This window comes from Pseudomonas sp. 22085, from assembly GCF_052045815.1.
Classification (GTDB): Bacteria; Pseudomonadota; Gammaproteobacteria; order Pseudomonadales; family Pseudomonadaceae; genus Aquipseudomonas; species Aquipseudomonas glycinae.
Window position 1 is genome coordinate 77,160 of the sequence record NZ_JBQEQA010000024.1, and the last position, 26,186, is coordinate 103,345.

At 57.9% G+C, this 26,186-nt stretch carries 30 protein-coding genes and 2 pseudogenes; 15 read left to right on the forward strand and 17 right to left on the reverse strand.

What is annotated here, in order from left to right; genetic code table 11:
* Positions 1 to 2 precede the first annotated feature (2 nt).
* Positions 3 to 410, reverse strand: coding sequence for a mannose-1-phosphate guanylyltransferase (locus tag ACTJK7_RS24925; protein WP_039772767.1), 408 nt, complete (start codon positions 408 to 410; stop codon positions 3 to 5).
* 46 nt (positions 411 to 456) lie between these two features.
* A complete protein-coding gene (galU, locus tag ACTJK7_RS24930; RefSeq protein WP_011335161.1) occupies positions 457 to 1,290 on the reverse strand; it encodes a UTP--glucose-1-phosphate uridylyltransferase GalU in 834 nt (277 codons plus the stop codon).
* A gap of 380 nt (positions 1,291 to 1,670) precedes the next feature.
* Here galU and galE point away from each other — a divergent pair, with 380 nt between their 5' ends.
* From galE to ACTJK7_RS24960, 6 genes are all read left to right on the forward strand, one after another.
* On the forward strand, positions 1,671 to 2,687 hold the full coding sequence (gene galE, locus ACTJK7_RS24935; RefSeq protein WP_039772766.1) for a UDP-glucose 4-epimerase GalE: 1,017 nt from the start codon (positions 1,671 to 1,673) through the stop codon (positions 2,685 to 2,687).
* Between the two features lie 227 nt (positions 2,688 to 2,914).
* Positions 2,915 to 3,151 (forward strand): hypothetical protein, encoded by a 237-nt coding sequence (locus ACTJK7_RS24940; RefSeq protein ID WP_003226528.1) that lies wholly within the window; start codon positions 2,915 to 2,917, stop codon positions 3,149 to 3,151.
* Between the two features lie 90 nt (positions 3,152 to 3,241).
* Positions 3,242 to 4,357 carry a polysaccharide biosynthesis/export family protein gene (locus ACTJK7_RS24945; RefSeq protein WP_176243895.1) on the forward strand — a complete coding sequence of 372 codons (1,116 nt, stop codon included), beginning with the start codon at positions 3,242 to 3,244 and terminating at the stop codon, positions 4,355 to 4,357.
* Positions 4,358 to 4,368: 11 nt separating this feature from the next.
* On the forward strand, positions 4,369 to 5,034 hold the full coding sequence (locus tag ACTJK7_RS24950) for a YjbF family lipoprotein (protein WP_084776947.1): 666 nt from the start codon (positions 4,369 to 4,371) through the stop codon (positions 5,032 to 5,034).
* A 29-nt stretch (positions 5,035 to 5,063) separates the two neighbouring features.
* Positions 5,064 to 5,795 carry a capsule biosynthesis GfcC family protein gene (locus ACTJK7_RS24955; RefSeq protein ID WP_064381057.1) on the forward strand — a complete coding sequence of 244 codons (732 nt, stop codon included), beginning with the start codon at positions 5,064 to 5,066 and terminating at the stop codon, positions 5,793 to 5,795.
* Complete coding sequence (locus ACTJK7_RS24960) at positions 5,792 to 7,870, forward strand: YjbH domain-containing protein (RefSeq protein WP_085613142.1); 2,079 nt, start codon at positions 5,792 to 5,794, stop codon at positions 7,868 to 7,870. The genes ACTJK7_RS24955 and ACTJK7_RS24960 overlap by 4 nt, the downstream gene beginning before the upstream one ends.
* Before the next feature lie 376 nt (positions 7,871 to 8,246).
* Here the strand turns inward: ACTJK7_RS24960 and ACTJK7_RS24965 are convergent, their stop codons facing one another.
* The 3 genes from ACTJK7_RS24965 to ACTJK7_RS24975 all read right to left on the reverse strand — a co-directional run bounded on the left by ACTJK7_RS24965 (position 8,247) and on the right by ACTJK7_RS24975 (position 11,715).
* Positions 8,247 to 9,641 carry an undecaprenyl-phosphate glucose phosphotransferase gene (locus ACTJK7_RS24965; protein ID WP_011335155.1) on the reverse strand — a complete coding sequence of 465 codons (1,395 nt, stop codon included), beginning with the start codon at positions 9,639 to 9,641 and terminating at the stop codon, positions 8,247 to 8,249.
* A gap of 382 nt (positions 9,642 to 10,023) precedes the next feature.
* Complete coding sequence (locus ACTJK7_RS24970; protein WP_064381052.1) at positions 10,024 to 10,683, reverse strand: winged helix-turn-helix domain-containing protein; 660 nt, start codon at positions 10,681 to 10,683, stop codon at positions 10,024 to 10,026.
* A gap of 291 nt (positions 10,684 to 10,974) precedes the next feature.
* The gene (locus ACTJK7_RS24975) at positions 10,975 to 11,715 is read right to left on the reverse strand and encodes a winged helix-turn-helix domain-containing protein (protein WP_064381050.1); all 741 of its coding nucleotides are present in this window, start codon (positions 11,713 to 11,715) and stop codon (positions 10,975 to 10,977) included.
* Positions 11,716 to 12,221: 506 nt separating this feature from the next.
* Here ACTJK7_RS24975 and ACTJK7_RS24980 point away from each other — a divergent pair.
* On the forward strand, positions 12,222 to 13,055 hold the full coding sequence (locus ACTJK7_RS24980) for an undecaprenyl-diphosphate phosphatase (RefSeq protein WP_440780721.1): 834 nt from the start codon (positions 12,222 to 12,224) through the stop codon (positions 13,053 to 13,055).
* Here the strand turns inward: ACTJK7_RS24980 and ACTJK7_RS24985 are convergent, their stop codons facing one another.
* Together ACTJK7_RS24985 and dusA are read right to left on the reverse strand one after the other, a co-directional pair.
* Entirely contained in the window at positions 13,056 to 13,436 is a 381-nt protein-coding gene (locus ACTJK7_RS24985; RefSeq protein ID WP_064381046.1) for a DUF2388 domain-containing protein, read from the reverse strand.
* A 75-nt stretch (positions 13,437 to 13,511) separates the two neighbouring features.
* The gene (dusA, locus tag ACTJK7_RS24990) at positions 13,512 to 14,522 is read right to left on the reverse strand and encodes a tRNA dihydrouridine(20/20a) synthase DusA (protein WP_440780722.1); all 1,011 of its coding nucleotides are present in this window, start codon (positions 14,520 to 14,522) and stop codon (positions 13,512 to 13,514) included.
* A gap of 102 nt (positions 14,523 to 14,624) precedes the next feature.
* Here dusA and ACTJK7_RS24995 point away from each other — a divergent pair, with 102 nt between their 5' ends.
* Positions 14,625 to 15,749: a site-specific integrase gene (locus ACTJK7_RS24995; RefSeq protein WP_440780723.1), complete on the forward strand. Its 1,125-nt coding sequence runs from the start codon at positions 14,625 to 14,627 to the stop codon at positions 15,747 to 15,749.
* A gap of 1 nt (position 15,750) precedes the next feature.
* Here ACTJK7_RS24995 and ACTJK7_RS25000 read toward each other — a convergent pair whose 3' ends face one another.
* The 9 genes and pseudogenes from ACTJK7_RS25000 to ACTJK7_RS25040 form a co-directional block, all read right to left on the reverse strand.
* Positions 15,751 to 16,026 (reverse strand): pyocin activator PrtN family protein, encoded by a 276-nt coding sequence (locus ACTJK7_RS25000; protein ID WP_093099948.1) that lies wholly within the window; start codon positions 16,024 to 16,026, stop codon positions 15,751 to 15,753.
* Positions 16,023 to 16,268, reverse strand: coding sequence for a hypothetical protein (locus ACTJK7_RS25005; RefSeq protein ID WP_440780732.1), 246 nt, complete (start codon positions 16,266 to 16,268; stop codon positions 16,023 to 16,025). Before ACTJK7_RS25005 ends, ACTJK7_RS25000 begins: the two co-directional genes overlap by 4 nt.
* A gap of 82 nt (positions 16,269 to 16,350) precedes the next feature.
* Positions 16,351 to 16,794 (reverse strand): annotated as a pseudogene (locus ACTJK7_RS25010) (DNA cytosine methyltransferase); the annotation flags it as partial.
* Positions 16,791 to 17,258 carry a hypothetical protein gene (locus tag ACTJK7_RS25015; RefSeq protein ID WP_440780724.1) on the reverse strand — a complete coding sequence of 156 codons (468 nt, stop codon included), beginning with the start codon at positions 17,256 to 17,258 and terminating at the stop codon, positions 16,791 to 16,793. The gene ACTJK7_RS25015 and the pseudogene ACTJK7_RS25010, both read right to left, overlap by 4 nt.
* Entirely contained in the window at positions 17,255 to 17,635 is a 381-nt protein-coding gene (locus ACTJK7_RS25020) for a pyocin activator PrtN family protein (protein ID WP_093099956.1), read from the reverse strand. Before ACTJK7_RS25020 ends, ACTJK7_RS25015 begins: the two co-directional genes overlap by 4 nt.
* Positions 17,628 to 17,768, reverse strand: coding sequence for a hypothetical protein (locus ACTJK7_RS25025; RefSeq protein ID WP_440780725.1), 141 nt, complete (start codon positions 17,766 to 17,768; stop codon positions 17,628 to 17,630). The genes ACTJK7_RS25020 and ACTJK7_RS25025 overlap by 8 nt, the downstream gene beginning before the upstream one ends.
* Before the next feature lie 25 nt (positions 17,769 to 17,793).
* A complete protein-coding gene (locus ACTJK7_RS25030; protein WP_236191883.1) occupies positions 17,794 to 18,075 on the reverse strand; it encodes a phage antirepressor KilAC domain-containing protein in 282 nt (93 codons plus the stop codon).
* A gap of 10 nt (positions 18,076 to 18,085) precedes the next feature.
* The gene (locus ACTJK7_RS25035) at positions 18,086 to 18,676 is read right to left on the reverse strand and encodes a hypothetical protein (RefSeq protein ID WP_440780727.1); all 591 of its coding nucleotides are present in this window, start codon (positions 18,674 to 18,676) and stop codon (positions 18,086 to 18,088) included.
* A 264-nt stretch (positions 18,677 to 18,940) separates the two neighbouring features.
* On the reverse strand, positions 18,941 to 19,702 hold the full coding sequence (locus ACTJK7_RS25040) for a LexA family transcriptional regulator (protein WP_093099965.1): 762 nt from the start codon (positions 19,700 to 19,702) through the stop codon (positions 18,941 to 18,943).
* 80 nt (positions 19,703 to 19,782) lie between these two features.
* On the opposite strand from ACTJK7_RS25040, the gene ACTJK7_RS25045 reads away from it, so the two are divergent.
* From ACTJK7_RS25045 to ACTJK7_RS25070, 6 genes and pseudogenes are all read left to right on the forward strand, one after another.
* On the forward strand, positions 19,783 to 20,058 hold the full coding sequence (locus ACTJK7_RS25045; RefSeq protein ID WP_373870917.1) for a YdaS family helix-turn-helix protein: 276 nt from the start codon (positions 19,783 to 19,785) through the stop codon (positions 20,056 to 20,058).
* A gap of 319 nt (positions 20,059 to 20,377) precedes the next feature.
* Positions 20,378 to 20,896 carry a phage regulatory CII family protein gene (locus ACTJK7_RS25050; protein ID WP_440780728.1) on the forward strand — a complete coding sequence of 173 codons (519 nt, stop codon included), beginning with the start codon at positions 20,378 to 20,380 and terminating at the stop codon, positions 20,894 to 20,896.
* Entirely contained in the window at positions 20,889 to 21,113 is a 225-nt protein-coding gene (locus ACTJK7_RS25055) for a TraR/DksA family transcriptional regulator (protein ID WP_008080171.1), read from the forward strand. Before ACTJK7_RS25050 ends, ACTJK7_RS25055 begins: the two co-directional genes overlap by 8 nt.
* Positions 21,103 to 23,322 (forward strand): annotated as a pseudogene (locus tag ACTJK7_RS25060) (VapE domain-containing protein). The gene ACTJK7_RS25055 and the pseudogene ACTJK7_RS25060 overlap by 11 nt, the downstream one beginning before the upstream one ends.
* Positions 23,315 to 23,674 (forward strand): PA0613 family protein, encoded by a 360-nt coding sequence (locus ACTJK7_RS25065; protein ID WP_134023329.1) that lies wholly within the window; start codon positions 23,315 to 23,317, stop codon positions 23,672 to 23,674. Before ACTJK7_RS25060 ends, ACTJK7_RS25065 begins: the two are co-directional and overlap by 8 nt.
* A 537-nt stretch (positions 23,675 to 24,211) precedes the next feature.
* Positions 24,212 to 24,544: a phage holin family protein gene (locus tag ACTJK7_RS25070; protein WP_008080174.1), complete on the forward strand. Its 333-nt coding sequence runs from the start codon at positions 24,212 to 24,214 to the stop codon at positions 24,542 to 24,544.
* 137 nt (positions 24,545 to 24,681) lie between these two features.
* On the opposite strand, the gene ACTJK7_RS25075 is transcribed toward ACTJK7_RS25070, so the two are convergent.
* On the reverse strand, positions 24,682 to 24,882 hold the full coding sequence (locus ACTJK7_RS25075) for a KTSC domain-containing protein (protein WP_056785498.1): 201 nt from the start codon (positions 24,880 to 24,882) through the stop codon (positions 24,682 to 24,684).
* A 221-nt stretch (positions 24,883 to 25,103) separates the two neighbouring features.
* Between ACTJK7_RS25075 and ACTJK7_RS25080 the strand changes: the two genes are divergently transcribed.
* Positions 25,104 to 25,706 (forward strand): terminase small subunit, encoded by a 603-nt coding sequence (locus ACTJK7_RS25080; RefSeq protein ID WP_440780730.1) that lies wholly within the window; start codon positions 25,104 to 25,106, stop codon positions 25,704 to 25,706.
* The last annotated feature ends 480 nt before the right edge of the window (positions 25,707 to 26,186 follow it).

The window sequence follows — 26,186 nt, forward strand, 5'->3', positions numbered from 1 at the left end:
CGTCAGTTGTCGAACAGATCCAGATGGCTCAGCAGTTCTGCGGTTTTCTGCGGCATCAACTGCGTCACGCAACGGGTTTCCACATTGACGATGATCGCCGGGTCGTTGCAGCAGATCCGCACGCGGAAACGCCAGTCGCTGAAGATCATCTTCAGGCCGTCGCGGTCATCGACCTCCAGCGCCTGCTCGCCGTAAATCCGTTTCAGGTGGGCGAGCAGAGGATAGGGATCGCGCATCGGTCGGCGTATGTCCCCGGACGAGGGAAACACGCCGAGGCGGTCGACCAGCAACAGGGTGCCCAGCCACGGGCCATTGGCGCTGGGCAATGGCTGATGGCGGGATAACCAGCTCATCACCCCGAGGTTGTCCACCTCACGTTCAATCTCTGCGGAATGTTGTGCAATGTTCATGGTTGCCTCGTTGGCTGTGCGTGCGGCGATGAATCAGTGGGGCCGCTCAGCGGCCCTTCAGGTAAACGTTTTCGTAGCAGAAGTTGGTCGCCTGCAGGTAACCCTCGGCGTCGCCGCAGTCGAAGCGCAGCCCCTTGAATTTGTAGGCCAGCACGCAACCGTTCTGCGCCTGTTTCATCAGGGCGTCGGTGATCTGGATTTCGCCGCCCTTGCCCGGCTCGGTGTCGGCGATCAGGTCGAAGATGTCCGGCGTGAGGATGTAGCGGCCGATGATCGCCAGGTTCGACGGTGCGTCCTGCGGGGCCGGTTTTTCCACCATGTGGTTGACCCGGTAGATGCCCTCGGAAATCGCCTCGCCGGCGATCACGCCGTACTTGTGGGTCTGGTCGCGCGGGACTTCCTGGATGGCGACGATCGAGCAGCGGAATTTCTTGTAGAGCTCGATCATCTGCGTCAGTACGCCGTCGCCTTCGAGGTTCAGGCACAGGTCGTCCGCCAGCACCACGGCGAAGGGCTCGTCGCCGATCAACGGGCGGCCGCTGAGAATCGCGTGGCCCAGGCCTTTCATTTCCACCTGACGGGTGTAGGAGAAGGTGCAGGTGTCGATCAGCTCACGAGTGCCGGCCAGGAACTTCTCTTTCTCGGTGCCACGAATCTGGTGTTCGAGTTCGTAGCTGATGTCGAAGTGGTCTTCCAGTGCGCGCTTGCCCCGGCCGGTGACGATGGCCATGTGTTGCAGGCCGGCGTCCCGTGCTTCTTCAACGGCGTATTCGATCAACGGCTTGTTGACGATCGGCAGCATTTCCTTGGGCATGGCTTTGGTGGCCGGCAAGAAACGCGTGCCATAACCGGCAGCGGGGAACAAACATTTACGGATCATAAAAGTTTCCTGGTCATTCATGGCGCACTGCCATCGTTTATTGCAATAACGAAAGGTTGCAAGTTATTGAAGCTGTACTTTAATACCTGACTCGGGAGATGAGTGGCAAATAGCAATGAGTGTAAAACACGACAATGTTATGAGATGTCGGTTTGACAGTTATTGGTTATTTTTAGTCGGCATCCGTTGATAGTGATGAATGCGCGGGAGTGCTAATAAGTACCAGGCAATACAGTTTGGCTTGTAAAAATATTTATAGCCAGTGATTGAACTGTTTTTGTTTCTGGTTGTTGTCGCGCTGTTTGTGTGAATCAACACACACATTAAACAAACAGCGCTTGACACGCGAGTTGGCACTTTTCCCACTTATGGACCGCGCTATGAAGATTCTGGTAACGGGTGGCGCCGGCTATATCGGCTCGCACACCACACTTGCACTACTTGAAGCAGGTTATGAAGTTGTAGTTCTGGATAATCTTTGCAACAGCAGCGACGCCGCCTTGCACGCGGTGGAAGCCATTTGCGGCAAAAGTGCGCTGATGATTCGCGGGGATGTCTGTGACCGGGCCCTGCTGGACCGGATTTTCCAGCAGCACGCCATCGATGCCGTGCTGCACTTCGCCGGGCTCAAGGCCGTGGGCGAGAGCGTGCGCAAGCCGCTCGAATACTACGAAACCAACGTCAGCGGCAGCATCACGCTGTGCCAGGCGATGGCAGCGGCGGGGGTGTTCCGGCTGGTGTTCAGCTCGTCCGCCACGGTCTACGGCGAGCCGGCGCAGATGCCGATCCGCGAGGATTTCCCGACCGGCACTCCGACCAATCCCTACGGCCAGTCCAAGCTGATCGTCGAGAACGTGCTGCGCGACCTGTGCCAGTCCGAACCGCGCTGGAGCATCGCGCTGCTGCGCTACTTCAACCCGATCGGCGCGCATCACAGCGGCCAGATGGGCGAAGACCCCAACGGCATTCCGAACAATCTGGTGCCTTACATCAGCCAGGTGGCGGTCGGCAGCCTCAAGGAGTTGTCGATCTTCGGCGACGATTACCCGACGGTCGACGGCACCGGCGTGCGTGATTACATCCACGTCGTCGACCTGGCGGACGGGCACTTGAAAGCCCTGCAAACCATCGCCGACCGCACTGGCATTCATACCTGGAACCTCGGCACCGGCGACGGCTACAGCGTGTTGCAGGTGCTGCGGGCCTTCGAGCAGGCCTGCGGGCAGCCGGTGCCTTACCGGGTAATGCCACGGCGTTCCGGGGATATTGCCGAGAGCTGGGCCGACGCTTCGAAGGCGGCGAAGGAACTCGGCTGGAAAGCCACGCGCAACTTGCAGGACATGGTCACCGACACCTGGCGCTGGCAATCGAATCATCCCCGGGGTTACCAGGGATGATGGCGTTTTAGTGCAATGTTAGTTTCAGTCAGGTTGTTAGATATCGTCGGGAAATTAGACTGGCAATGCCTTTTGCAAGTCCGTAGATATAAACCTGCCGTTCGACTTTTATCAGTTGGGTAAGACTGTGAAAGAACAACGGATCTTGTTCGCGCTTTTTGCGACTTGAACTCTACCACCTCTAACCAACACCCGATGTTCAGGTGCGATGTTAGAAAGGAGTTGATATGAAGAAAGTGATGGCGATCGCCCTGTTGACGATGTTGAGCAACTGGGCCTCCGCAGCTGAAGCGCCGCTTACAGCAGTGACCAATGTATCTGGCAGTGTCGCGGCTTCTACAGCGCCTGCTGCCAGTACTGCCATGGTCGCCAGTGCTGTAGCGGCGTCCAACAGTGGTGGAAGTGCCAACGGCGGTACAACGGGTACCACCGGTACCACGGGTACAACCGGCACGCACAACTAACTGAAGTATCTGTTGGTGCAGTACAGGGTCGCCCGACGAAAGTCGGGTGACTTTGTTTTTGGATTCGCCCTTGAATAGCGTAGTGCCATTATGACCCGTCGTTTTTCTCTTTTATTGTTGGCAAGTATCGCTTTGCAAGGTTGCATGTTCTCCCCCGGCCAGTACCTGAGCACCAGTAGCATCACGCGCCAGGGCGCCAGCGAAAGCAGCCGGGTCGAGCTCATTCCGATCACCCCCAAGCTCATCGCCATGAACCGCGCCACCTACAAGCGTGAGTCGGTGCCGGCGGAGTTGTTGGCGACCCCGGCCGAATACCGCATCGGCAGCAACGATGTCCTGTACATCACGGTCTGGGATCATCCCGAGCTGACCGCCCCTTCGGGTGCGCAGCAGCAGATCGACGCCAACGGTCGTCTGGTGCGTTCCGACGGCACCTTGTACTACCCGTACATCAAGGAAGTCCAGGCCGCCGGCAAAACCATCCAGCAACTGCGCTCGGACATCGAGCAACGCCTCTCGGCGTTCATTGCCGAGCCACAAGTGGATGTCGCGGTGCTGCGTTTCGCCAGTCAGAAAGTCGTGGTCTCGGGCGCCGTGGCCAAGGCCGGCCCCCAGGCGATTTCGACCAACCCGCTGAGCGTGGTCGAAGCCCTAGGGTCGGCCGGTGTCGATACCAACAATGCCGACTTGTCCGGGCTGATGCTGACGCGCAACGGGCGGGTCTATCCGCTCAATCTCGATGCGCTCAATCAGCAGGATTCCGAATTGCAGAACGTCTACCTCAAGGGGGGCGATCAGCTGTATCTGCCGTACAACGACAACAAGCGCATCTACGTGATGGGCGAGGTCAACCAGCCCCGTGCGCTGAGCTTCAAGACTGCCACCATGAACCTGTCCGACGTACTCGGCTCGGTCGGCGGCTTGAGCCAGACCACCTCCAACGGCAACGCTGTGTACGTGATTCGCGGGGTGGAAAACCTCGACGTCGAGCCGGCGAAAATCTATCAGCTGGAAGCCGAATCGCCGACCGCCATGGCGCTCGCCTCGCACTTCGAAGTCCGGCCCCAGGACGTGGTCTACGTCGGGCCTGCCAACGTGACTCGCTGGAATCGCCTGATCAGCCAGTTGGTGCCATCGGCATCGATTGTCGGGACGGGGGCTTCCGCTGCGAAGAACTGGAGCGAATACAGTAACAACAGCAAATAAGGCCGCCGACTGTGAAAACGTTGAAAGTGGGCGTGTGCCTGATGGCGGCCGTGTTGCTCAGTGGCTGCAATCCGCTGATGAGCGCTTCGTTGAACAACCTCAAGTCCGCCGTCATCGGGCCGGATGAACTGGACGTGTCGGCGGAGCAGGTCGCGGGGGTCAAGTATCCCCAGCTCAAACTGACCACGCCGTCCGGTTCCGGGGTGTTGGCGCTGGTGCGCGAGCGCGAGGACCTGCAGTTCTGGGTCGCCTCCGGCAAGCAGGTGCTGCTGATGCGCGACGGCCTGGCCATGCGCACTGTGGGCCTCGGCGTGGACGGCGATCTGGACGGCACGCGCCTGTCCGATGACTCGCCATTCAAACAGGGCCTGCATCGCATCACCGACGGCTACACCAGCCGCCGCTGGATCGACCTCTACAAGGGCCAGGAAGTCGGGATCATCGTCAACAGCCGCTTCTCCCGAAAGTCCCTGGAAACCCTCGACATTCTCGACAAGGAATACTCCGTGCTGCGTGTCGACGAGCAGATTGACGCGCCGGCCATCGGCCTGCGCGCGACCAACCGTTACTGGGTCGATCCGGTGGACGGTTTCATTGTGCAGAGTGAACAGCAACTGACCTCTCAGTTGCGGGTCAGGATCGTGCAACTGACCCCTGACCGCAGGCATCTGCCGTGAAGCGGCTCAGAGCGCTCTCGGCGTGCTTGATGTTACTCACTGGGATCAGCGAGGCAGCAGTCATCGTCAGCGGTGATGTCGCCAACCCGGGCCCGATCGAATTGCCGGCGGGCGGACGTTTGCGCGATGTGATAGGCGAAGCCGTGCCGAATGCCGAAGGCTACTGGCTGGCGGGCGTCCTGTTGCGTCAGTCGCTGCTGGAAGAACAGACGCGGCTCAAGGTCGGCGTGCTATTCGATCTGGATGTGCTGCAGCGCATGGCGATGCTGTTCGACAAGCCGAGTCGTGCGGCGCTGGCACAACGACTGGCCGAGCAGGTCCGGCAGATGCCGGTGACCGGGCGGCAGATCGCCGATCTCGATCCGGTGGCGGTGGAAGTCGGCTTCGCCCGCAACATCCGTCTCGACGATGGCGATCAACTGATCTACCCGAAACGGGTCGACGAAGTCGAAGTGCTGGGCGCGGTCGCCGAGCCGTGCCGTTTGCCTTATCAGCCGTTGCAGGAGGCCCGCGAATACCTGCAGGGCTGCACATTGCTGACGGCGGACGCCGATGCCGATTATCTGTGGCTGATCCAGCCCAACGGCGAATCGCGGCGGGTCGGCATCGCCCACTGGAACCGCGAGAGCGGGCAGATGCCCGTGGCCGGCAGCAAGATTCTGGTGCCGGTGAAAAACGACGATCTGGATCCGCCTGTCCCTGAACTGAATCAGCAGTTGGCCGAATTGATTGCCACGCAGTTGGCTGAGGTGGTTCGTTGAATTTGCGTTTTGCAGCTGTGCTGTTATTGCCGTGTGGCCTGGTGCATGCCGAGCCACGCATTACCCAGAATGACTTCGGCGGCGTCGGTCTGTTGCAGACCCCGACCGCGCGCATGTCGCCCGCCGGTGAGTTGAGCGTCAACGCCAACCGCACCGAACCTTACAGCCGATACAGCGTTTCGTTGCAGCCGCTCGACTGGCTGGAAGGTTCGTTTCGCTACACCGCCATCACCAACCGTCCGTACGGTTCCGAAGCGCTGAGCGGCAGCCAGAGCTATAAGGACAAGGCGGTCGACGCCAAGGTCCGGCTGTGGCAGGAAAGCCACTGGGCGCCGGAAGTGGCGCTGGGCTTTCGAGACATCGGCGGTACCGGTTTGTTTGCCAGTGAATTCTTCGTGGCCAACAAGCGTTATGACAACTTTGATTTCAGTGCCGGCATCGCCTGGGGTTACATCGGTAATCGCGGCGATGTCGACAACCCGTTGGGTTCGATCAGTGACCGCTTCAACACTCGCCCTGACCTGGAAGGCACCGGTGACGTCAACGCCGGCTCGTACTTTCGCGGCAAACCGTCGTTTTTCGGCGGCGTGAGTTACCAGACGCCCTGGGACCGCCTCAGCCTGAAACTCGAATACGAAGGCAACGACTACAAGCACGAGCCCAAGGACAACATCATCAAGCAGGACTCGCCGATCAACCTCGGCGCGGTGTTCAAGGTGACAGATTCCGTCGATGTGAGTGCGGCCTGGGAGCGCGGCAACACGGCGATGTTCGGCATCACGTTCCACACCAATTTCGTCAGCCGCAAGGCCCCGGCCAAGACCTTCGACCCACCGGCCGAACCGCTGCCGGCGAAGGCGCCGAGCACGACGATGGAGGAGGTCAATTGGGCCGACGTGTCGCGCCGCTTGCAGCAGAACGCCGGCTACAAGGTCGAGCGCATCACCCAGCGCGATTCCGAACTGATCGTGTACGGCGAGCAGCAGCGCTATTTCCATTCGCCGAAGGCTGTCGGCCGCGCGAGCCGGATCCTCGACAACAGCGTCAACGACGACATCGACTGGTTCACCGTGGTCAACAAGCGCTACGACCTGCCGCTGGAAGAAACCAGTGTGCCCCGGCAGACCTTCCGCGAAGTGATCAACAACGAAGAGCCGCTGGAGTCGCTGCACCGCACCACCGAGATCAACCCGGCGATGCCGCGAAACGAGAAAACCCTCTACACCGAGGCGCCGCAGCACTTCAATTACGGCGTCGGCCTGGGCTTCAAACAGAACGTCGGCGGCCCCGATGGCTTGCTCTATCAGTTCACGGCCGATCTGGACGCCGAATACCGCTTCAACCGCAACACCTGGTGGAACGGTCTGCTGAGTCAGAACCTGATCAACAACTTCGACAAATTCACCTACGATGCGCCCAGTGGCCTGCCGCGCGTGCGCACCGACTTGCGTCAGTACCTGACCACGTCGGACACCACCATGCCGCTGTTCCAGGTCAGCCACGCCGAGCAATTGGACAAGGATTTGTACGGCATGGTCTACGGCGGTTATCTGGAATCGATGTTCGCCGGGGTCGGGGGCGAGGTGCTGTTTCGCCCTACCGGCAAGCGCTGGTCGATCGGTGCGGACCTGAACTACGTGCGTCAGCGTGAGTTCGACCAGGGTTTCGGCCTGCAGGATTACTCGGTCTGGACCGGTCACATCACCGGCTACACCGATCTGCCGTTCGACACGCTGGCCGCGGTCAGTGTCGGGCGTTACCTGGCGGGCGACTTTGGCGGCACGGTGGATATCTCTCGCGAGTTCTTCAACGGCGTACGCTTTGGCGCCTGGGCGACGATCACCACTGCCGGCAGCGCCGAGTATGGCGAGGGTAGTTTCGACAAGGGGCTGTACCTGTCGATTCCGTTCGACGAAATGATGAGCATGTCGACCATGCGCCGCGCCAACCTGGTGTGGGCGCCGCTGACCCGTGACGGTGGCGCGCGGCTCAACCGCAGCTTCCAGCTGCATTCGATGACGGACAGCCGTGAAGGGGACATGTTCTACCGCAACTTCGGGAAGATTACCGAGTAGGTTCGGGGGAGCGGGGAGTTAAAGCGGGAGCCTGTGGGCTCCCGTTTTGGTTTGTGGTGAAGGGGGATCTTGATGCAGCCGTGATTGCTGTGGGAGTCGGTGTGTTCCAGGTTCAAACCTGATGTTGAATGATCCGGCGCCTTCGTCGGATCGCCGCCCGGACCAAGCCCGCTCCCACAAGTTTCGAGGAGTGGCGAAGATTACGGCATCACCTAAAAACCTGTGGGAGCGGGCTTGCCCGCGAAGGCGTCCGCTCAGCCGACATCAAATCATCAGACTTTCCTCGGCCGCAGAGCCCTCCGCCAACCCCCAAATCCCGCCCACAAAAAAGGGGACTTTCGTCCCCTTGCGGTGTTGCCTTCTCAAGCCCTGCGTCTCAGTAAATATCCTTCGACAGCAGGGTAAACGGCGTCTTCACCAGGATCTTCACATCCAGCCACAGCGACCAGTTGTTGATGTACTTCAGGTCGATCTCGACGCGCTTTTCCATCTTGTCGAGGGTGTCTGTCTCGCCCCGGCAACCGCTGATCTGCGCCAGGCCAGTGATGCCCGGTTTGATTCGGTGACGGGCCATGTAGGCGAGGATCTTGCCCGAGTAGTAGTTGTTGTGCGCCACGGCGTGCGGACGTGGGCCGACCAGCGCCATGTGCCCTTGCAGCACGTTGAACAGTTGCGGCAGCTCGTCCAGCGAAGTGCGACGGATGAAGCGACCGACTGGCGTGATGCGCGAATCGTTGCGGCTGGCCTGTTTGACCTCACGGTCATCGTGCACGCGCATCGAGCGGAATTTCCAGACCTTGATCACCTTGCCGTTCCAGCCGTGGCGATCCTGCTTGAAAAACACCGGACCCGGCGAGGTGAGCTTCACCGCCAACGCCACGGCCAGCAGCACCGGGCTCAACAGGATGATCGCCAACAGGGCGACGGCTTTTTCAACAAGGCTCTTGCTCAGCGCTGCGGTCGGGCGGCTGGTCAGCGGGCTTTCATTGAGGTAGATCGCCGGCAGGCCATCCACGACCTTCACCGAGTGGTTGAGCAGCGTCAGGCTGTTCAGGTCCGGCACCCAGACCACGTCAACGTTGGCATCCAGCAAGTCCACATACATGGCTTCGATCTTGGCGGCTTCCGACAGCGGCAGGGTGATGTACAAGCGGCGGATGTCGTGGGTCTGGATCAGCTCGAGCAGTTCGTCCTGAGCGCCGACAACGCGCGGGGCGTCCGCTTCCAGCGACGGGGTATCGCCGTTGCTGACCAGGCCGACCAGCGGCAGGTTTTCGTGCTGGCTCAATTTCTTCGCCAGGCCCAGTGCCAGTTCGCCGGTGCCGACGATCAGGGTCTTGTGTTCGCTTTTGCGCGACCGCTGGTAGAACTTCGAGAACGCATGCAGCGGTGCGTACAGCAGCGCCTGACCGAGGAAACCGTACACCGCCCACTCAAGGATGACCTGGCGGGAGAACAGCGCATCGGCCTTGCAGATGAAGGCGATGAACGCCAGCCCGGCCATGGTCATGAACCAGCCCATGAACAGTCGACCCAGCCCGGTCAGGTAATTGTCTCGCTTTCGATACGCGCCGCTGAAGGTATAAGCCGGCACCGAGGCCAGTACCGCCAGGATCGTGCACATCCGATAGTAGAACTCGACGGTGCCCGTGTGCTGTTCGGCCAGTATGAACAACAGGGAAACAATGAAACTCTGTGCCAGCGCCCATTGGCCCCAAAAGGTCAGTCCCTTGAGGCCGGTGTTTCGATTGATACGAAGAGAAAGATCCATACGATATCCCCAAAAGACGTCCATTCAGGTTTCGACAGTAGAAAACCGAGTTGTTAAGCAGACTTGTTATTGTTGTTTGAGCCAGTGTCCTGAGGTAACAACGCCGGAATGCGGAACTGTCGTCAGTCAATAGACTAAGTTATTGCCGGGGATGCTGTCTGACGAGTTTTAACAAGATGGCACAGTGCCAACTTATTTAAATTTCCAATATTCAAACGTTAGAAAAGGTCGAAAGGCAGGGGGTGAATAATCAATATTGTGTTTGCTATCGTAGGTGGGGTCAGGAGGCGGGTATAACCAGGGAGGGGTGAAACCAAACAGAGTGCTTTTTTATTTTTGTAATCGCACTTGTATCTGTTTGTCTTGTAGTGAGGGATGTTGTTTAGGCAACAACTTCCTGGATCAGGCAATATCCGCGGTTGCGTACGGCACGAAACAATCGTTCACCGTTGCTGGCGTTCTTGAATTTGTCTTGAAGACGGCTCAGGCACATTTCCAGTCCCCGGTATTGCTCCGGCTCGCGGCCGATGCTGAGGATCAGATCGTCGCGACTGACAACACGATCTTCATGGTGCAGCATCTTGCGCACCAGTGCGGTTTCGAGCCCGGTGAGACTGATCTCGACACCCTCTTTCGTCAATGCACCCTGATCATTGTCCAGATGCCAGGCTTCAGTGCAGGGCGAGTCGGATTCGATCGTTCGGGAAGTGTCAGTGGGATTTTCGGACATGGCCGTGGAATTGTGGAATGAATGCGCCGATTGTGCTGCCAGCCATTCCGATTCGAGGGTGGCCAATATGCGCTGGGTATCATGTTCAATGCTGGGTGCGACATGCTTCCTTGTGCCGCGTGGGTAAGTGAACTCCATCAGCATCGGAGTGGAAGAGGGCGAAGCAACACCTTCAATAAACATTTGTGCCTGAGACGTGCCAAACGAATTGAAACGCTCACTGGAGAGAATGCTCTCGAGTTCGCGCTGCGACGCTGAGCTGTTAGTCACGACAACAAAGTATTTTCTTGGGAGGGTCGTGCTGGTTTCCATGTCTCTCTCCTAAAGTACACACCAAATTTGGCGAAAAAATAATGGCAGGCGAGCAATGTTTTCCTCGGAATTAATCGATCAGGCAGGGTCTGGGCCCAAAGATGGCCTCGATAAGTTCCACTCGGTCTGCGTTAGAGTAATGGTTTATTGTTATGTTTAAGTGTTGCAGCGCTCATGCAATTGACAGCTTTTTATTAGATATGTGACGCGGTTAAAACTATGAGAAAGCGGATATTTGAAGCGTTGCATCAGACGTTCCCTCGTATGCTGCAAAAGAGTGTTTTCCCTGAATCAAGGAGTTGAGATCAACCCCCTCATCAGACGATAGCCATACCCGCGAATGCTCTGTATGGCGTTCGTACCGTACACGTCCTTGATTTTCCCACGCAAGCGGCTGATGGATTTTTCCAGCGCCCGAGGGTCGTAGAAATGGGTGTTGAGCCCCATGATGCCGGCGATTTCATCATGGCTGAGAATGTGATTGCCGGTCTGCGCAAAGGCTTGCAGGATCTTCATTTCGGCAAAGGAGATATCGAGTTTCTTGCTGGTGTCCGAGAGGCAGATGCGGGTGGGATCCAGCACCAGGCTGATATCGCGTTGCCATTCTTCACTGTTGAAGAACTCGCCCAGCAGTTCGGCGCTTTCATCGGACAAGGTATTGAGTTTGATACAGAAGTCGGCACCGGCCAGGAAGTACTTGATCTTGTTGAAAGCGCCGCGGCCGGTGATTACGGCACAAATGATCGGCTTCAAGTTGTCGCTGCGCAGGTTTTCCACCAGTGCCAGGTTGTCTTCAAGAGCCTGAGGGCTGTCGATGACAATGAATATGGCTCGATACAAACCGTGATATTCATTTGGCTGATATGAACTAGCGTAAGAGCCAGTTTCAATGGCCAGATCAGTCTGCACATGCTTCGTGATTAGCGCGCTAAAGTGTTCAGCCACGCCACGGGTACGACCCAGAGTGAGAACACCTGGTTCGTCGCTTGTGCGGCGCGGACTTCTAGTCGCTAAGTTACCTGTGAGCATCATGCATTGACTCGAAAAGGTGCTGACATCGGGATGTTAAAGCACCGGTTCTCATCTGTGACTGACAATTGGTAACATTTGCGCGGATTTTAGACGTGGCTCCCGAGTTTTCTAACAATAATTAAGCTTTTCAAGCTTTTAGTTGATTTTTTCGGGGCTGTGAACTAACGGAATTGAGGTCGTTAGATGGTGGCAATATGGAATGGTGCCACTATTTTGTAATTATCGCGACCTGTTTTAATGTCCCTTGGCCATCACTCAACTGCATACGTATCAGAGCAGTGTGAGGTGGGTCACATTTTATGGTGAGGCCTGTGTTTTGGCTATAACGTCGACAAGTTCACATGCGGACGTTTATTAACATGCCTTGAGTGTGGCTTTTGATAAGACATATTCTCCGTCCCCGAGTCGGGCAATGGGTGCGCATCTGCCAATTGTTTTACTTCAGATACTCAATGCCTGAATGCATTTAACAGGGCGCCCGCAAAGAGCGCTCTGACGGAGGATTAATGGATTTACTGACCTTGTTCAAGGTGCTGATTCTTGGGGCGGTAGAAGGCCTGACCGAGTTCCTGCCCATTTCCAGTACGGGCCACCAGATTATTGTTGCCGACTTGCTAGAGTTCGGCGGCGAACGCGCCATGGCGTTCAATATCATCATTCAACTGGGCGCCATTCTGGCCGTGGTCTGGGAGTTTCGCCCGAAGATCTTCGAGATCCTCAAAGGCCTGCCGACCCAGAGTAATGCCCAGCGTTTTACCCGTAATCTGCTGATCGCCTTTTTCCCGGCGGTCATACTTGGCGTGTTATTCGCCGACACGATTCATGAATACCTGTTCAATCCGATCACCGTAGCGGTTGCATTGGTGGTGGGCGGCATCGTGATGTTGTGGGCCGAGCAGCGCGATCATGTAGTGAGTGTCGACCATGTGGACGACATGAAGTGGGCCGACGCGCTGAAGATCGGTTGCGTACAGTGCCTGGCGATGATTCCGGGCACGTCGCGCTCCGGTTCCACCATCATCGGCGGTTTGTTGTTCGGCCTGTCACGCAAGGCCGCCACGGAGTTCTCGTTCTTCCTGGCAATGCCGACCATGGTCGGTGCTGCGGTGTATTCCGGCTACAAGTACCGCGAACTGTTCCAGAGCAGCGACCTGCCGGTCTTCGCCCTGGGCTTCGTCGTAGCGTTCATCTTCGCGATGATCGCCGTGCGCGGCCTGCTGAAGTTCATTGCAAACCACAGCTACGCCACTTTCGCCTGGTATCGGATCGGCTTCGGCTTGCTGATCCTCGCCACCTGGCAATTTGGTTGGGTCAACTGGACGGCTGCGGCGGCAAGCTGATTACTGACTGCTGAGCAGCGCAGCGACGGCGAGGTCATTCAATTCAGAGTCGGGCGAATCCTGACGAAACCGCTGCAACGCCGAGGTGAAATACGCGGCTTGCAGCACGCCGTCACTGGCGAGGAAATAACGTGCCGCTTCAATTTCCTCTACCGAATACACACGTTTTTTCAGTCCGGAAATGTCCGACATCCCGTCGACTGTGACCATCGTCGTCGTGAAAACCAGAAAACCAGACATCTGGGTAGATTGAAAAGGGCCATTTTCCCCGTTGCCGCACCCCTTCGCAAAATCACAGGATGCATAGGCGCTTGCAGAGAGAGTCGAGAGTAAAGCGAGGAGGGTGAAACGCTTGAATAAAACACAGCTGAACGTGGGCATAACCAAAAGACATCCTGTCAGTACAGCAAAACACCGGGCAACGCTCATTCGTTGCCCACACGCTCCAAGCGTCGATCAACGCCCGGCCAGCAACTCCGCCGCCTGATCCAGCAACGCCAGCGGATCCTTGGCCTTGTGGATATCCACCGACAACAACTGACGAAACTTGCGCGCCCCCGGGAAACCGGTGCCCAGGCCCAGCACATGCCGGGTGATGTGATGCATCGCGCCGCCGGCCAGCAAATGCTCGGCTATATAAGGCCGCAACTGCGCCAGCGCCTCGGCCCGGCTGATTACCGGTGCGGTACTGCCGAACAACTGCTGATCCACCTCGGCCAGCAGATAAGGATTGTGATACGCCTCGCGACCCAGCATCACCCCGTCAAAGGTCTGCAAATGCTCATGGCAGGCCTCCATCGTCTTGATCCCGCCGTTCAGAATGAACTCCAGCTCCGGAAAATCCGCCTTCAACCGCGCCGCCACGTCATAACGCAACGGCGGAATGTCACGGTTCTCCTTCGGCGACAACCCCTCCAGAATCGCAATCCGCGCATGCACCGTAAAACTGGTGCACCCGGCATCCCGCACCGTGCCGACGAAATCACACAGCTCTTCATAACTGTCCCGCCCATTGATCCCGATCCGATGCTTCACCGTCACCGGAATCGACACCGCATCACGCATCGCCTTCACACAATCCGCCACCAACTGCGGATGCCCCATCAGGCACGCCCCGATCATATTGTTCTGCACCCGATCACTCGGGCAGCCAACGTTCAGATTCACCTCGTCGTAACCGTGCTCCTGCGCCATACGCGCGCAAGCGGCTAGGTCCAGCGGAACACTACCGCCCAACTGCAACGCCAGCGGATGCTCGGCTTCGTTGTGGCGGAGGAAACGCTCGTGATCGCCGTTGAGCAGCGCGCCAGTGGTGACCATTTCGGTGTAGAGCAGAGCGTTTTTCGACAGGATGCGTAGGAAGTACCGGCAATGGCGGTCAGTCCAATCCATCATGGGCGCAACGGAGAACCGCCGAGACAGCGCAGGGCTTGAGTTTACTGGGCTGGAGTGGGTATTTGGTACCATTTGGCTCAACGTATTTATAGCGTGTTTTTAGGCGTTTTCAGGCGTTTTTTCGATGTCGCTGGTACAATGTACCAATCACTTTCGGAATTGTACCAGTCGACTATGGCAACGATCAGAGCACGAAAACGCACCGATGGCTCAGTCAGTTACACGGCACAGATACGCCTGTTTCGCGATGGAGCGCAAGTCTACCAAGAGAGCCAGACCTTCGCCCGGAAACAGGCGGCACAAGCGTGGGTGCGGCGACGTGAGGCAGAGCTAGATCAGCCTGGTGCGATCGAGCGGGCGAACCGCAAGGGCGTCACCGTACAGGACATGATCAAGCAGTACCTGGATGAAATGGAGAAAGTCCGGCCGTTGGGTAAAACCAAGGAAGCCACTCTAAATTCTATCGCGGCGACGGAGTTTGGCCAGAACGTTGATTCGGCTATCAACAGTCAGCGCTTGGTGGATTTTGCACTCTGGCGAATGAGTAAAGAGGGCGGCGGCGTCCAGCCGCAAACGGCTGGTAACGATTTGGCGCACCTTGGGGCTGTCCTTTCGATTGCGCGTCCCGCTTGGGGGTATGAGGTGGACCCTCACGCGATGCCGGACGCTCGGAAGGTGTTAAGGAAGCTCGGCTACAACATGAAGAGCCGGGAGCGCGATCGCCGTCCAGCCAAAGACGAGCTAGATAAACTTTTGGAGCACTTCGTCAGTATGCAGCAGCGTCGACCTAGTTCGATCAACATGCTGAAGGTGATTGGCTTCGCGATTTTTTCCACGCGTCGGCAGGATGAGATAAGCCGAATTGTGTGGGACGACGTCGATGAGTCGAATCAGCGGGTGCTGGTGAGAGATATGAAAAACCCTGGGCAGAAAATTGGCAATGATGTTTGGTGCCACCTACCCGACGAAGCCTGGAGAATTCTGCAAAGCATGCCAAAAGAGCGTGCGGAAATTTTCCCCTACAACTCTTCGTCGATCTCTACAGCCTGGGCGAAGGCGTGCAAGTTTCTGGAGATTGAAGATCTTCACTTCCACGATCTGAGACACGACGGAGTTAGTCGGTTGTTTGAGATGGATTGGGATATCCCGCGGGTGGCCAGCGTGTCCGGGCACCGTGACTGGAACTCGTTGCGTAGGTATACCCATCTTCGCGGGAAGGGTGACCACTATGCCGAATGGCCATGGTTAGAGAGGATCATTCAAGCGCCCGTGAAGCTGGGCGCCTGGGGTAAGCAGTGAATTAGCTGGCTCGGCGAATTCCGTTGAGCTGGTTGCATTCCTTTACCGCGGCCTCCCGCTGCAAGTCTAAATACGCTGCTAAATCTGTTATGTGAATTCCTTTAGCACTTTTCTGGCTGGATTCGAGTCTCGTGATAGGTATTCGAATTTGACCAGCCATTACTTTGCGCTGAAACATATCGGTTGTTAGGTGTGTGAAATAGTCTTTACAAACTTGATTAATTGAAATGATTGTTTGCCCGTTGTATTGAGCCATTAGCAGAAATAAGGTTTTCATGCGCCTTCACCCATTTTCAAATCCTGACAAGTGTTCGAATGCTGTTGCTGCCACGACTGGAACTTGTCCGTTGCCAATGGCCTTAAGTCGGTCCACCCGATGGGCCAACCCATCAGCCACTCGGCCCATTCCGGGTTCAGATGACCACCATCCAGTGCCATCACGGCGTGATCCAGGCGATCGTTCGAGCGGTCGGCTCCCGATCGGCGAGTTAGTGCGGCAGGGGAGGATCCCTTTGCCATGCTCGCCACCGGTGTTGGCCATCGTCTGACGGGTGTCTTCTGCGATGAGCCAGATCCTGTCCCGCTGATGAGGGGCGCCGAGGTCAGTCGCTCCAATAACACCCCATCGCGCGTCATACCCGATTTCGGCAAGGTCACCGAGCACCACGGCAAGTCCTCTTCCCACAAGCAATGGTGAGTTCTCCAGTTCGACGTAGCGCGGTCGTACCTCATCGGTAATTCGTGCCATTTGCTGCCACAGTCCGGAGCGGGCGCCGGCGATACCAAGGCCGTTGCCTGCAACCGAGATGTCCTGACAAGGAAATCCTCCCGAAACCACGTCAACAAGGCCTCTCCATGGTCGTCCGTCAAAACTGCACACGTCTGACCAAATCGGGAAAGGCGGGAGCAGTCCATCGGCTTGTCGTTGCGCCAGAACCTGTGCGGCGTAGGCATCACGCTCAACGGCGCAGACGGTGCGCCAGCCGAGGAGGTGTCCGCCGAGTATTCCGCCACCAGCGCCTGCGAAAAGAGCCAACTCATTCACGCAGCCTCCACAGTGACTTGCGCGGCGCCGGAGAGCGGTTGTCCGACCTTGTTGTCCTGAATTCCTGGTTGCAGCTGCGCAGCCATCGCAAGCACCTGTTCGCGCAGTGAGCGGGCGTCACGCTCAAGCTTCTTGCCGGTACGAAAGGCGCTGAAGGTCTCAGCGGCGATCCGCAGCAGCTCGCCGATATCGACCAGCGCCTGGTGCTCGGCCGGGCCGAAGAGTGGACCTGCTTCAAATCGTTTGCAGGAGTGTGCCAAGCGCGTGTGATCGGCCCGGATGAACTGCAGGGATGCCTGGAGCTCGCGGATGGTTTTGGCGCTTGCGGCGCGCTGGATGTCTTCACCCTCGCGCAGGCCTGTCTCCAGGCCATCGCTGCGGCCCATGATGTAACCGCCCCAGAGCAGAAGGGCGGCCAGAACTATCAGGGTGACGAGTGCACCGATTTGTATTGGGGTCATCATGTGGTGTGCTCCTGGGATTGTCGTTGGCCGGTGGTGACGGCCGTCAGTGGTGTGGGGGCAACAGGGTGTTGGCCGTCCTGCTGTCGCTGCATGTCTTCATCCGCTTTGTAGGCGCGGATGTCGATCAGCGAGGCGACGTGGCGGATGTGCGCGTACTTCAGCGCCTTGCGGCTGGTGTCCAGCGTGGTGATCGGAAGCTGGATCCGGCCGCTGTTGATCTCCGTCACGAACGACTGCTCGTTGAGATTGCGAAAGTACTGCTCGCGGACTTTTTCCAGCGGGATCAGGACGTCACCGAAGATGCGATAGAGCAGTTCGACGGTGGCCGATTCGGGCGCCGGATGCAGGCGGAGCGGGTTCTGTGCAGCGTTACTCATGGCCTTGTCGAGCCTCCTTGCGTTGTTGTCGTGCCAGGTGGTTCCAGGCGTTCAGGCAGTGGCGTCTGGTCAGCTCGCGCAGATGTTCGGGCACTTCGAGGAGCGCGGCGTTGCGCTCCTCACGTGTGCGCATGGCAATGATCTGGCGGGCGTACTCCCTAGGCCACGTCACGGCGATCTGCCGGGATGGCAGGAAGATCAATGTCCAACTGCTCGGCCAGCCAACGGATACCGGCCTGCTTCACCCGAGTCGACTGGCTGTACTGCATTCCGTGTTTCTCGTCATACCAAGGACTGTCCTTGACCCGCAGGTACGCTTTGTCTCGCTTCGGGTTCGCCGGCAGGTTTCCCTTGAGCAGACCTTTTTCCCGCATGAGAGCGATCAGTTTGGGGCGAGTGAGGCCGAGTTGAGTGGCTGCTTGGGCGAGGGTGCGTTCCATAAACGGCTCCTCAAGCAGCATGCGCAGCAGGAGTGGCGGCTGCAGCAAGGTGGTTGATGGACTCAATGAGCTTTGCGTAGATCTCGGCATCGGGGTCGTACAGGGTGAAGCAACGCGTATGTGGGCTCTTGTTGCCGATGCTCAAGATGGCGGTGACGCCCCGGCGTGAATGGGTGCGATGCAGCGCCACATGCAGGGGAAGCTCGAAACCCATGTCGAGGCTCAGCACACCGCCGGTGTGCACCAGTTCGAACACGCGCTGCTTGTCCTGGACATCAAAACGGCCGTATTGACGATCGGCATGCGGGCGATGTACCAGGTCGCTGGAGTTGCTCGCGTCGAACGGACCGTTGGCAATCTCTTCGATGAAGTCGGCGAGTTTGAGGTGCATCTTCTTGTCGTTGTGCAGGGTCAGCGTGTGGCGTTCGCTGCCCAGTTCGACGACAAAAGTGCTTTCCACTGTGCCGCGCTCAGCCTTGAGGCGAAACGCCAGGCCATCACGCTTCGGTGCTGTGCGCAGGATGTGGTTGAAGGTCTCGGTCAGATTGACCTGGGCATTGAGCAACTGCAGGGTGCGATTGTCGATCTTGTACTTGATCATGCCGCGTGCCCTCCACCGTTCGGATCGATAGGAGAGGGCTGGCAGGACTTGGCAACAAGCTTAGGTTTGCTGTTATGAATGACGACCAGACAGCCTGTTGTGAGCTGTAGTTGTTCGATCAGGTTGCGATTGCTTACGCATGTCGGATGGACATGTAAGGTAGCGGTGGTGCGCATAGGTATTGCCTCGCTCTGTGGTAAAGAGTGAGGCGAGTAAACAATATGTTTGCTGCTTGGTCAACACGGTTTGTTTGGTTTCTTGAGATTAGGCTGAGCCTAAAGGTCTGCTTACTGACCACCAAAACACGCGTCCGAGGATGACAATCCGTTGTTCGAGAACCTGATCCATTGAGTATTCTTTGTCGGGATACTCTTCACGATTGAAGCATTTTTGCCTGATTGCTCCGCTGGATAACCGCTGTAAGAACCTCACCCTCAAGGTGCCGTTGTGCGTCAGTGCATACAATTCACTATCGACAATTCGTGTAAAAGCTTTGTCAATGCCGAGCACTGCGCCATGAGGAAGAAGGGGTTGATTACTATTCCCAACGTTCAGCATGAACACAGCATTATTCGCGTTGACCCCGCATTCTCTAAGAGTTGCTACGTCAAGCGTGACATGACGTTTGTGAGCGCTGTGTATGTCAACCTGGCTCGATTCTATAGGCGCTCCGCTCTGGTCTGTCAGCAAGAACACTAGATCATCTTTTTCAATTGAGTGATCAGAGTTCCATGGAACAATGGAGGTCATTTCATAGGGCTCTCCATCATCCGTGACCCCGTAAACGATCTCGGCATCATCCGTAAACATCGGCAGATCACCGTATTCGAGCCACTCTCTCCTCAGCCCGAGCGCAAGTGCTACTGCGCTTATTTTATTGGCCGGTACCCCTCGTTTTTTCCAGTTCGTAATATTTTGGTCGTTTTCTAACCCGAGTACGCGAGCCAGCTCTGTACCACCTGTGTTGGTCAGCTCCAGCGCTTTCACAAAGCGCTCAGCGTTGTTGGATATCAGCCGTGTTTTCATAAACAGTATGTTACCCCGCTTGCAGTATTCCGATAACAAACGTATTGTTTGTTTCGTGTTTGGTGTGTCGAGGTAAATCTATGAGCTCGTTCAATTCACCCCAAGTGGGGCCTGTACCCGTTTCCGCTCTTGAGAGAGCGATAGGTTGCACTGCTGGCTCTCCTACGGCTTTCGCTCGAATTATCGGAGTTAGTCCTCAGCGACTGTTCAACTGGATGCGCCGAGGTGTCCCCGTTAAGCAGGTGCCGTTGATTGTAAAAGCTTGTCGAGGAGCGTTATCCGCACATGAGCTAAGGCCGGATCTACCAGAAGTCTTTCCCGCTCCGATCAACTTCATCAACAGCCAAAAAAACTAGAAAAAAGGCGACCCAAAGGTCGCCTGTTTTCTCCCGACAGCATCACCACAATGCTATCGGGTCGCGATGTCGGAAGGCGAGCACACCACATGCCGCCGACTTTCATCGCGTTTCCAAGGCTCGGAAGCCTTGGTGTTGCTGCCGTTCTTACCACAGAGCTGGCAGCTGTTGCGCCAGGGGTGAACAACGGATTGTTCGCCCCGGCACGGTGCCGGTGTTGGTCTTGCGAACCTAGCCGGCTTTGGGCCTCTCCAGACCACGCGGCAAATGTATCACCAACTTCTGTCGCGCGGCACTGGCAACTTTTAGGATTAATGCCATGAGCCGAATCGCTCTCAGTTCTCTGGAACGGGCGCAGCGGGAAATCCTGCCGCTCGATTTAGCGCTGTACCACGCCGCTCGCGATTACCCGGGCGGCGCTGCTGCCATCGCTGCCACGACCGGTCGTAACCCGACCACGCTGCAACACAAACTGTCGCCAACCCATCCGAGCCACTCCATCAACATTCAGGAGTTCGGCGAGATCCTCGAACTGACCAAGGATCGCCGCATTCTCGATGCGGTGCATGCGCTGGTCGGTGACACGGTCTGGCAGGAGCTGGCCGACACCTACACCCACGACATGCCCGAAACGCTCACGACGGGCATCGCCGAATACTTCCGCCAGGTCGCCGATCTGGCCGAGACCTGGGCCAAGAGCATCGGCGACGGTGTGGTGACTGATCAGGAACTCGCGGCGATTCGCCTGCAGGTGTTCCGCGGTATTCAAGGGCTGCTGGGTTTGTTCAACCGCGCCACCTACGTCAACCAGACGACGCGAGGTGCTGACCGTGGCTGACATCGCCGATTTTGCCAACGATCTGGTGCAGGAACGCATCGATCAGGCCATGGCCGCGCGCAGCGCTGCCAAAGCCGAAAGCGCTGCCCATTCTTTGCTGTTCTGTGAAGCCTGTGACGATCCGATTCCGGAAGCACGCCGCCTGGCCCAGCCGGGTTGCTCGCAGTGCATCAGCTGTCAGTCTCTCTCTGAGCGGGGGATTCAGCATGCTCGATGAGGTATTGGGCCAATTCGCCGATTACGGTCTGGAGCCAGCGCAGCCGCTGGTGTTCGGCAAGCTGACCCGCTGCAAGACAGCGCAGGACAAGGGCAAGGAAAAGAACGGCTGGTACGTGGTCCACGAGCAGCGCACGGAGAAGGGCGACACCCTGATCTTCGGCGCTTTCGGTGACTGGCGTTCGGGCGAGACGCAGAAGATCAAGGTCAAGGCCGGGCGCATGTCGCCGGAAGAACGCGAAGTGATGCGTGCTCGCCAGGAAGAAGCCAAGCGCCGCGCCGCGGAAATCGCGAACAACGCTGCGCGGCGGGCCGCGAAAAGGGCGCAGGGGTTGTTCGAGCGCATGCCGACCACAGGGCGCAGCGATTAACTGGACCGCAAGCAGATTGTTGGCATCAACGTGCGATACGCGCCGCGCACCGGTGCCGTGTTGGTCCCAATGAAGAACGCCCGTGATCAGATCATGGGCCTGCAGGTGATCTTCCCGAACAAACAGGAAGACACCGGTCGCGACAAATCCTACTGGCCTTACGGCATGGCGAAGGAGGGCACGTTCCACCTGCTCGGTCCGCATCCGGTACCGGGCGAACCGGTGCTGGTTTGTGAGGGTTACGCCACCGGCGCCAGCCTGCACATGGCAACGTCGCTCGCTGTGGCCGTGGCCTTCGATGCGGGCAACCTGTTGGCCGTGTGCAAGGTCATGCGTGAGCGCTTTGCCGGCTGCCCGCTGATCATCTGCCGCGATGACGACTGGAAGACCACCAAACCCAACGGCGACGCCTGGAATCCGGGCGAAGAGAAGGCGAGCAATGCTGCGTTGATCGTCGGTGCCCAGGTCGTTGCGCCGATCTTCTCTGTCGAGCGTCATGACAAGTGGACCGACTTCAACGACCTGCACGTTGCTGAAGGCCTCGACGCGGTTCGCCGTCAGGTGCTGGCCGTAGTCCGCCCGCCGGCCGCCGGTGGCTGGAAAGATCAACTGGCCCGCAGTGAAAGCGGCGCCTTGATCGCGCACATGCAGAACGTCGAATTGATCCTCGCTCACGACGAACGCTGGGCCGGGGTGATCAGCTACTGCGCGTTCAGCTCGAAGATCGTCAAGCTGCGTGCAGCGCCCTATGGCGGTGGCACCGGTGAGTGGGCCGACATCGATGACGTGCGCGTGATGAAGTGGCTCGCGCAGCAGTACAACCTGCGCGTGAAGTCCTCGCACGTCATCGAGGCGGTCAGCGTCGTGGCTCACGACCACGCGTTTCACCCGGTGCGCGAGTACCTGAAAAAACTCGAGTGGGATCGCGTGCCGCGCCTGGAGCGTTGGCTGACGGATGTCATGGGGGTGAAAGAAACCGACTACACCTCCAAGGTCGGCAAACGCTGGCTGATCTCGGCCGTGGCACGGGTGATGAAACCCGGCTGCAAGGCAGACTCGGTGATGATCCTCGAAGGCGTTCAGGGCGCCGGTAAGTCGACCGCCATGAGTGTGCTCGGCGGTGAGTGGTTCATGGACACGCCGTTTGCCCTCGGCGACAAGGACGGCTTCCAGGCAATTCGTGGCAAGTGGATTGTCGAGCTCGGCGAACTGGACAGCTTCAACAAGGCAGAGAGCACCAAGGCCAAGCAGTTCTTCTCGGCCTCGACCGACACCTACCGCGAAAGCTATGGCCGCAGAACGCTGGACGTGCCACGCCAGTGTGTTTTCGTCGGCACGACTAACCAGGACGAATACCTCAAGGACGCCACCGGCAACCGACGCTATTGGCCGGTGGCCTGTACCAAGGTCGACGTGCCGTTGCTGCGCGAGATCCGCGACCAGCTGTGGGCCGAAGCGGTGTTCTGCTTCGAGGCCGGCGACCTTTGGTGGGTCACGCGAGAGGAAGCGCCGATGTTCAGCGAGGAGCAGGACGAACGCTTTGTGGTGGACGAATGGGAGACGCCCATTCTGACCTGGCTCGAAGAGTCGCAGATCGGCGAGACCACCACCGGCAGTGAAGTGATGAGTCAGGCGCTCAAGCTCGACCCAGGGCATTGGGGCAAGCCTGAGCAGATGCGCGTCGGCGCAATCCTGCACCGGCTCGGCTGGCGACGCTTCCGTCTGGGGGCGTTGAACAAGAGCGGTCAGCGGCCATGGGCATACAAGAAACCCGAGCACTGGGGCAGGGCATCTGCGCTGCAGCGGGACGAGTTCGAGGAGCCGTGCTTCGATGATTAAGGCAATCGATATGGCCCTCAAACAATGGGCGCAGGAACTGCACAGTGATGAGGTGGCTGCCGGTTACTCGGGCGGCAACATGGTCGCCATGATGATGGAGAGCGGTGGCCAGCTTGTGCGCGGTAGACGCGGGAGCAGGGTGCCGCTCGAGGCGTCTTTGGACATTGAGCGCATCGTCAAGAAACGCCTCGACCCCGAGCTGATGACCGTGGTGCAGGTGCATTACTTCCAGCCTGATGCGCCCTTGGCGGCACGTCTGACGCGCAGTGGCTGCACACGCAACGTTTACTACCAGCGCCTGCATGACGCCCACATCGTGGTCGAGCACTTCCTCCTGGGGGAAGCGGCTTGATCGTGGGCATCCCTCTGGCTCACGCCGTCCCACCGACCTGCGTCCGTCCTACTGCTTTTGCAGTCATGGGACGGGCGCAGGCCCCGTCGTTGTTGGGTTGTCCCACCGTCCCACCTTTTTTTGCCTCCCACCCGTGTATGCGTAGCGGGCACAGGTACGCGCGTTCACGCGCACGCGTGCTTTTTAAATTTCTCTCTATACACGAGAAAAGAGAAAGAAAAGTAGGACGGTGGGGCAACGCCCCAATCTGCGGGGCTTTCAGACGTCCCACCTTGTTTTAGAGAAGTGGGACGTATGGGACGCTGCTAAAACAACAGAAGCAAAAGCCAGCCGGGTTGAGATATTCACCGACATTCGCCAGCCGTTCACCAGACGTAAGCCACACATTCACCGGATGGCATTAAAACGGTCTTGCTGCCACCAGAATCGAGCTGTAAAAAGGGGCCATCTTCGATGGGTGCGACCGCAAAGCGCGGCAGGCCACCCACCACCCGACCCGGCCATAGCGCCGGGTCTTTTTGTTTAAGGGGCAGGGCAATGACGAACGAGCAACAGGCACTGGCAGAGATGCCGATCTGGTTGGTGATTGCCCTGTCCCTGGTTGGCGGTGTGTCGGGCGAGATGTGGCGCGCTGACAAGGATGGCGCGCGGGGTTGGGCATTACTGCGGCGCCTCGCACTCCGGTCCGGTGCCTGCATCGTCTGCGGCGTGTCAGCGATGATGTTGCTGTTCGGTGCGGGCCTGTCGATCTGGACAGCGGGCGCCCTGGGTTGCCTGACCGCGATGGCCGGCGCGGACGTCGCCATCGGCTTGTACGAACGCTGGGTGGCCAAGCGCCTGGACCTGAGCGAGGCGGAACCGAAGGCATGAGCCGGGCAGGCCGGGTAGGGCGCAGATTTCACGGGTCCTCCCCGAGGGCCGCCCCCTACACGGGTTAGCGAACTCGCGGATTCTCTCTAGCTGAAACCTTTGCAGGGATGTCCGTCTTTCCAAGTAGAAGACGGGGCTCAGCACTGATAACGATCACGGATGTGCTGGTTGTAATAGGCGCCTTTGGACACCGCGGCCATCAAGCCATTGTGGATGGCTGATGGGACGCCGCAGAAATCGTAAGAGTGACCCTGTTCAAAGCGGATCCTCATTCGTCTTGTTGCTGGGTCGTAGCCAACGGCGGTCATCGCACTGGAACGCACGGCAATCATTTCCATGACATCTTTCCCTCTGACGGATCGTCCACTGATGCTAGTCGAGCGAAGCGGATCTGCAGCCCTGGCCACCGAAAAGTCGCCGGGGACCCTGAGGACTTTCGAAGGACACGGGGTCGGAAACCCGCGGGATCTTGTTAGTGGGAGGCCCGCCAGCTTACTGAAATTTCAATCCACTGAAATCTTGAAAGGATTCATTGAAAAGCCGCTGAAAAGGAGGGCTTATGAACGCAGTCACGTACCTGTCAAAGAGCGCCTTCGCTGCGCACATCGGCCGATCACCGAGCTACATCACCTGGCTGAAAGAGAATGGCCGGTTGGTGCTGTCGCCCAATGGCAAGCAGGTCGATGTGCTGGCCACCGAAGCATTGATCCGCGATACCGCTGATCCGAGCAAGGCTGCCGTCGCTGCTCGCCACCAACAGGATCGGCTTCAGCGTGATGTGTACAGCCACGTCGCAGCTCAATCCGAGCCGACCAAAATGGCTGCGCCGCCGCCCGTTGACCCTGCGCAAGGGCAGATTCCGGACTTTCAGAAAGCACGAGCGCATCGAGAGCACTACCTGGCGCAAATGGCTGAGATAGAGTTTCGCAAGGCGCAGGGTGAATTGGTCGAGATCAGCTTCGTGCAGAAGGCCGCTTTTGAAACGGCACGTTCGCTCAATCATTCGCTGATGAGTATGTCGCCTCAATTGGCACCGCAACTCGCTGCCTTGTCGGATCCATGGGAAGTGGAGCGGCAGCTGACCGCTGCATTGCGCCAGCGGCTTAATGAAATTGCCCAAGTCTCAAGTGATGATTTTGGCGTTGAATTGGAGGAGTGTTGAGAATAGCCATTGGCTTACGGTTTGTTATGGTTTGTGCAAAGGTGTGCTTCTAATGTTTGTCCATCTAAAAATGCTGTTCTGACTTCGTGCTATGAAAAAAATCAGTCATTGATGTGTTGAGTGATCCTTTTTGAAAGTGCGCAAGAAGTTGCGCACATGGTCATAATATTTTGCCTTTAAAATCGCTGCAGCCCACACGCCACAACGCCTGCAGCCAAGTGCGCAAGAAGTTGCGCAGTACTGCGCAACTTCTTGCGCACTTTTTGCCTGAAATGCAGGGTTTTTCGCCCAAGAAACAGCTCTCTCCGTGCCATATCCCTGATCTACAAGGCTTCTGAAAAACTGGCACGCTCTTTGATAACAGTCAGGTACCCACCGGGCGATTTCGCCTCCCGGGCACCCTAACTTTATCCGCAAGGAGCACCTCCCATGGCAACACCAGCGTACATGTCGGTTACCGGCGAAAAACAAGGCCTGATC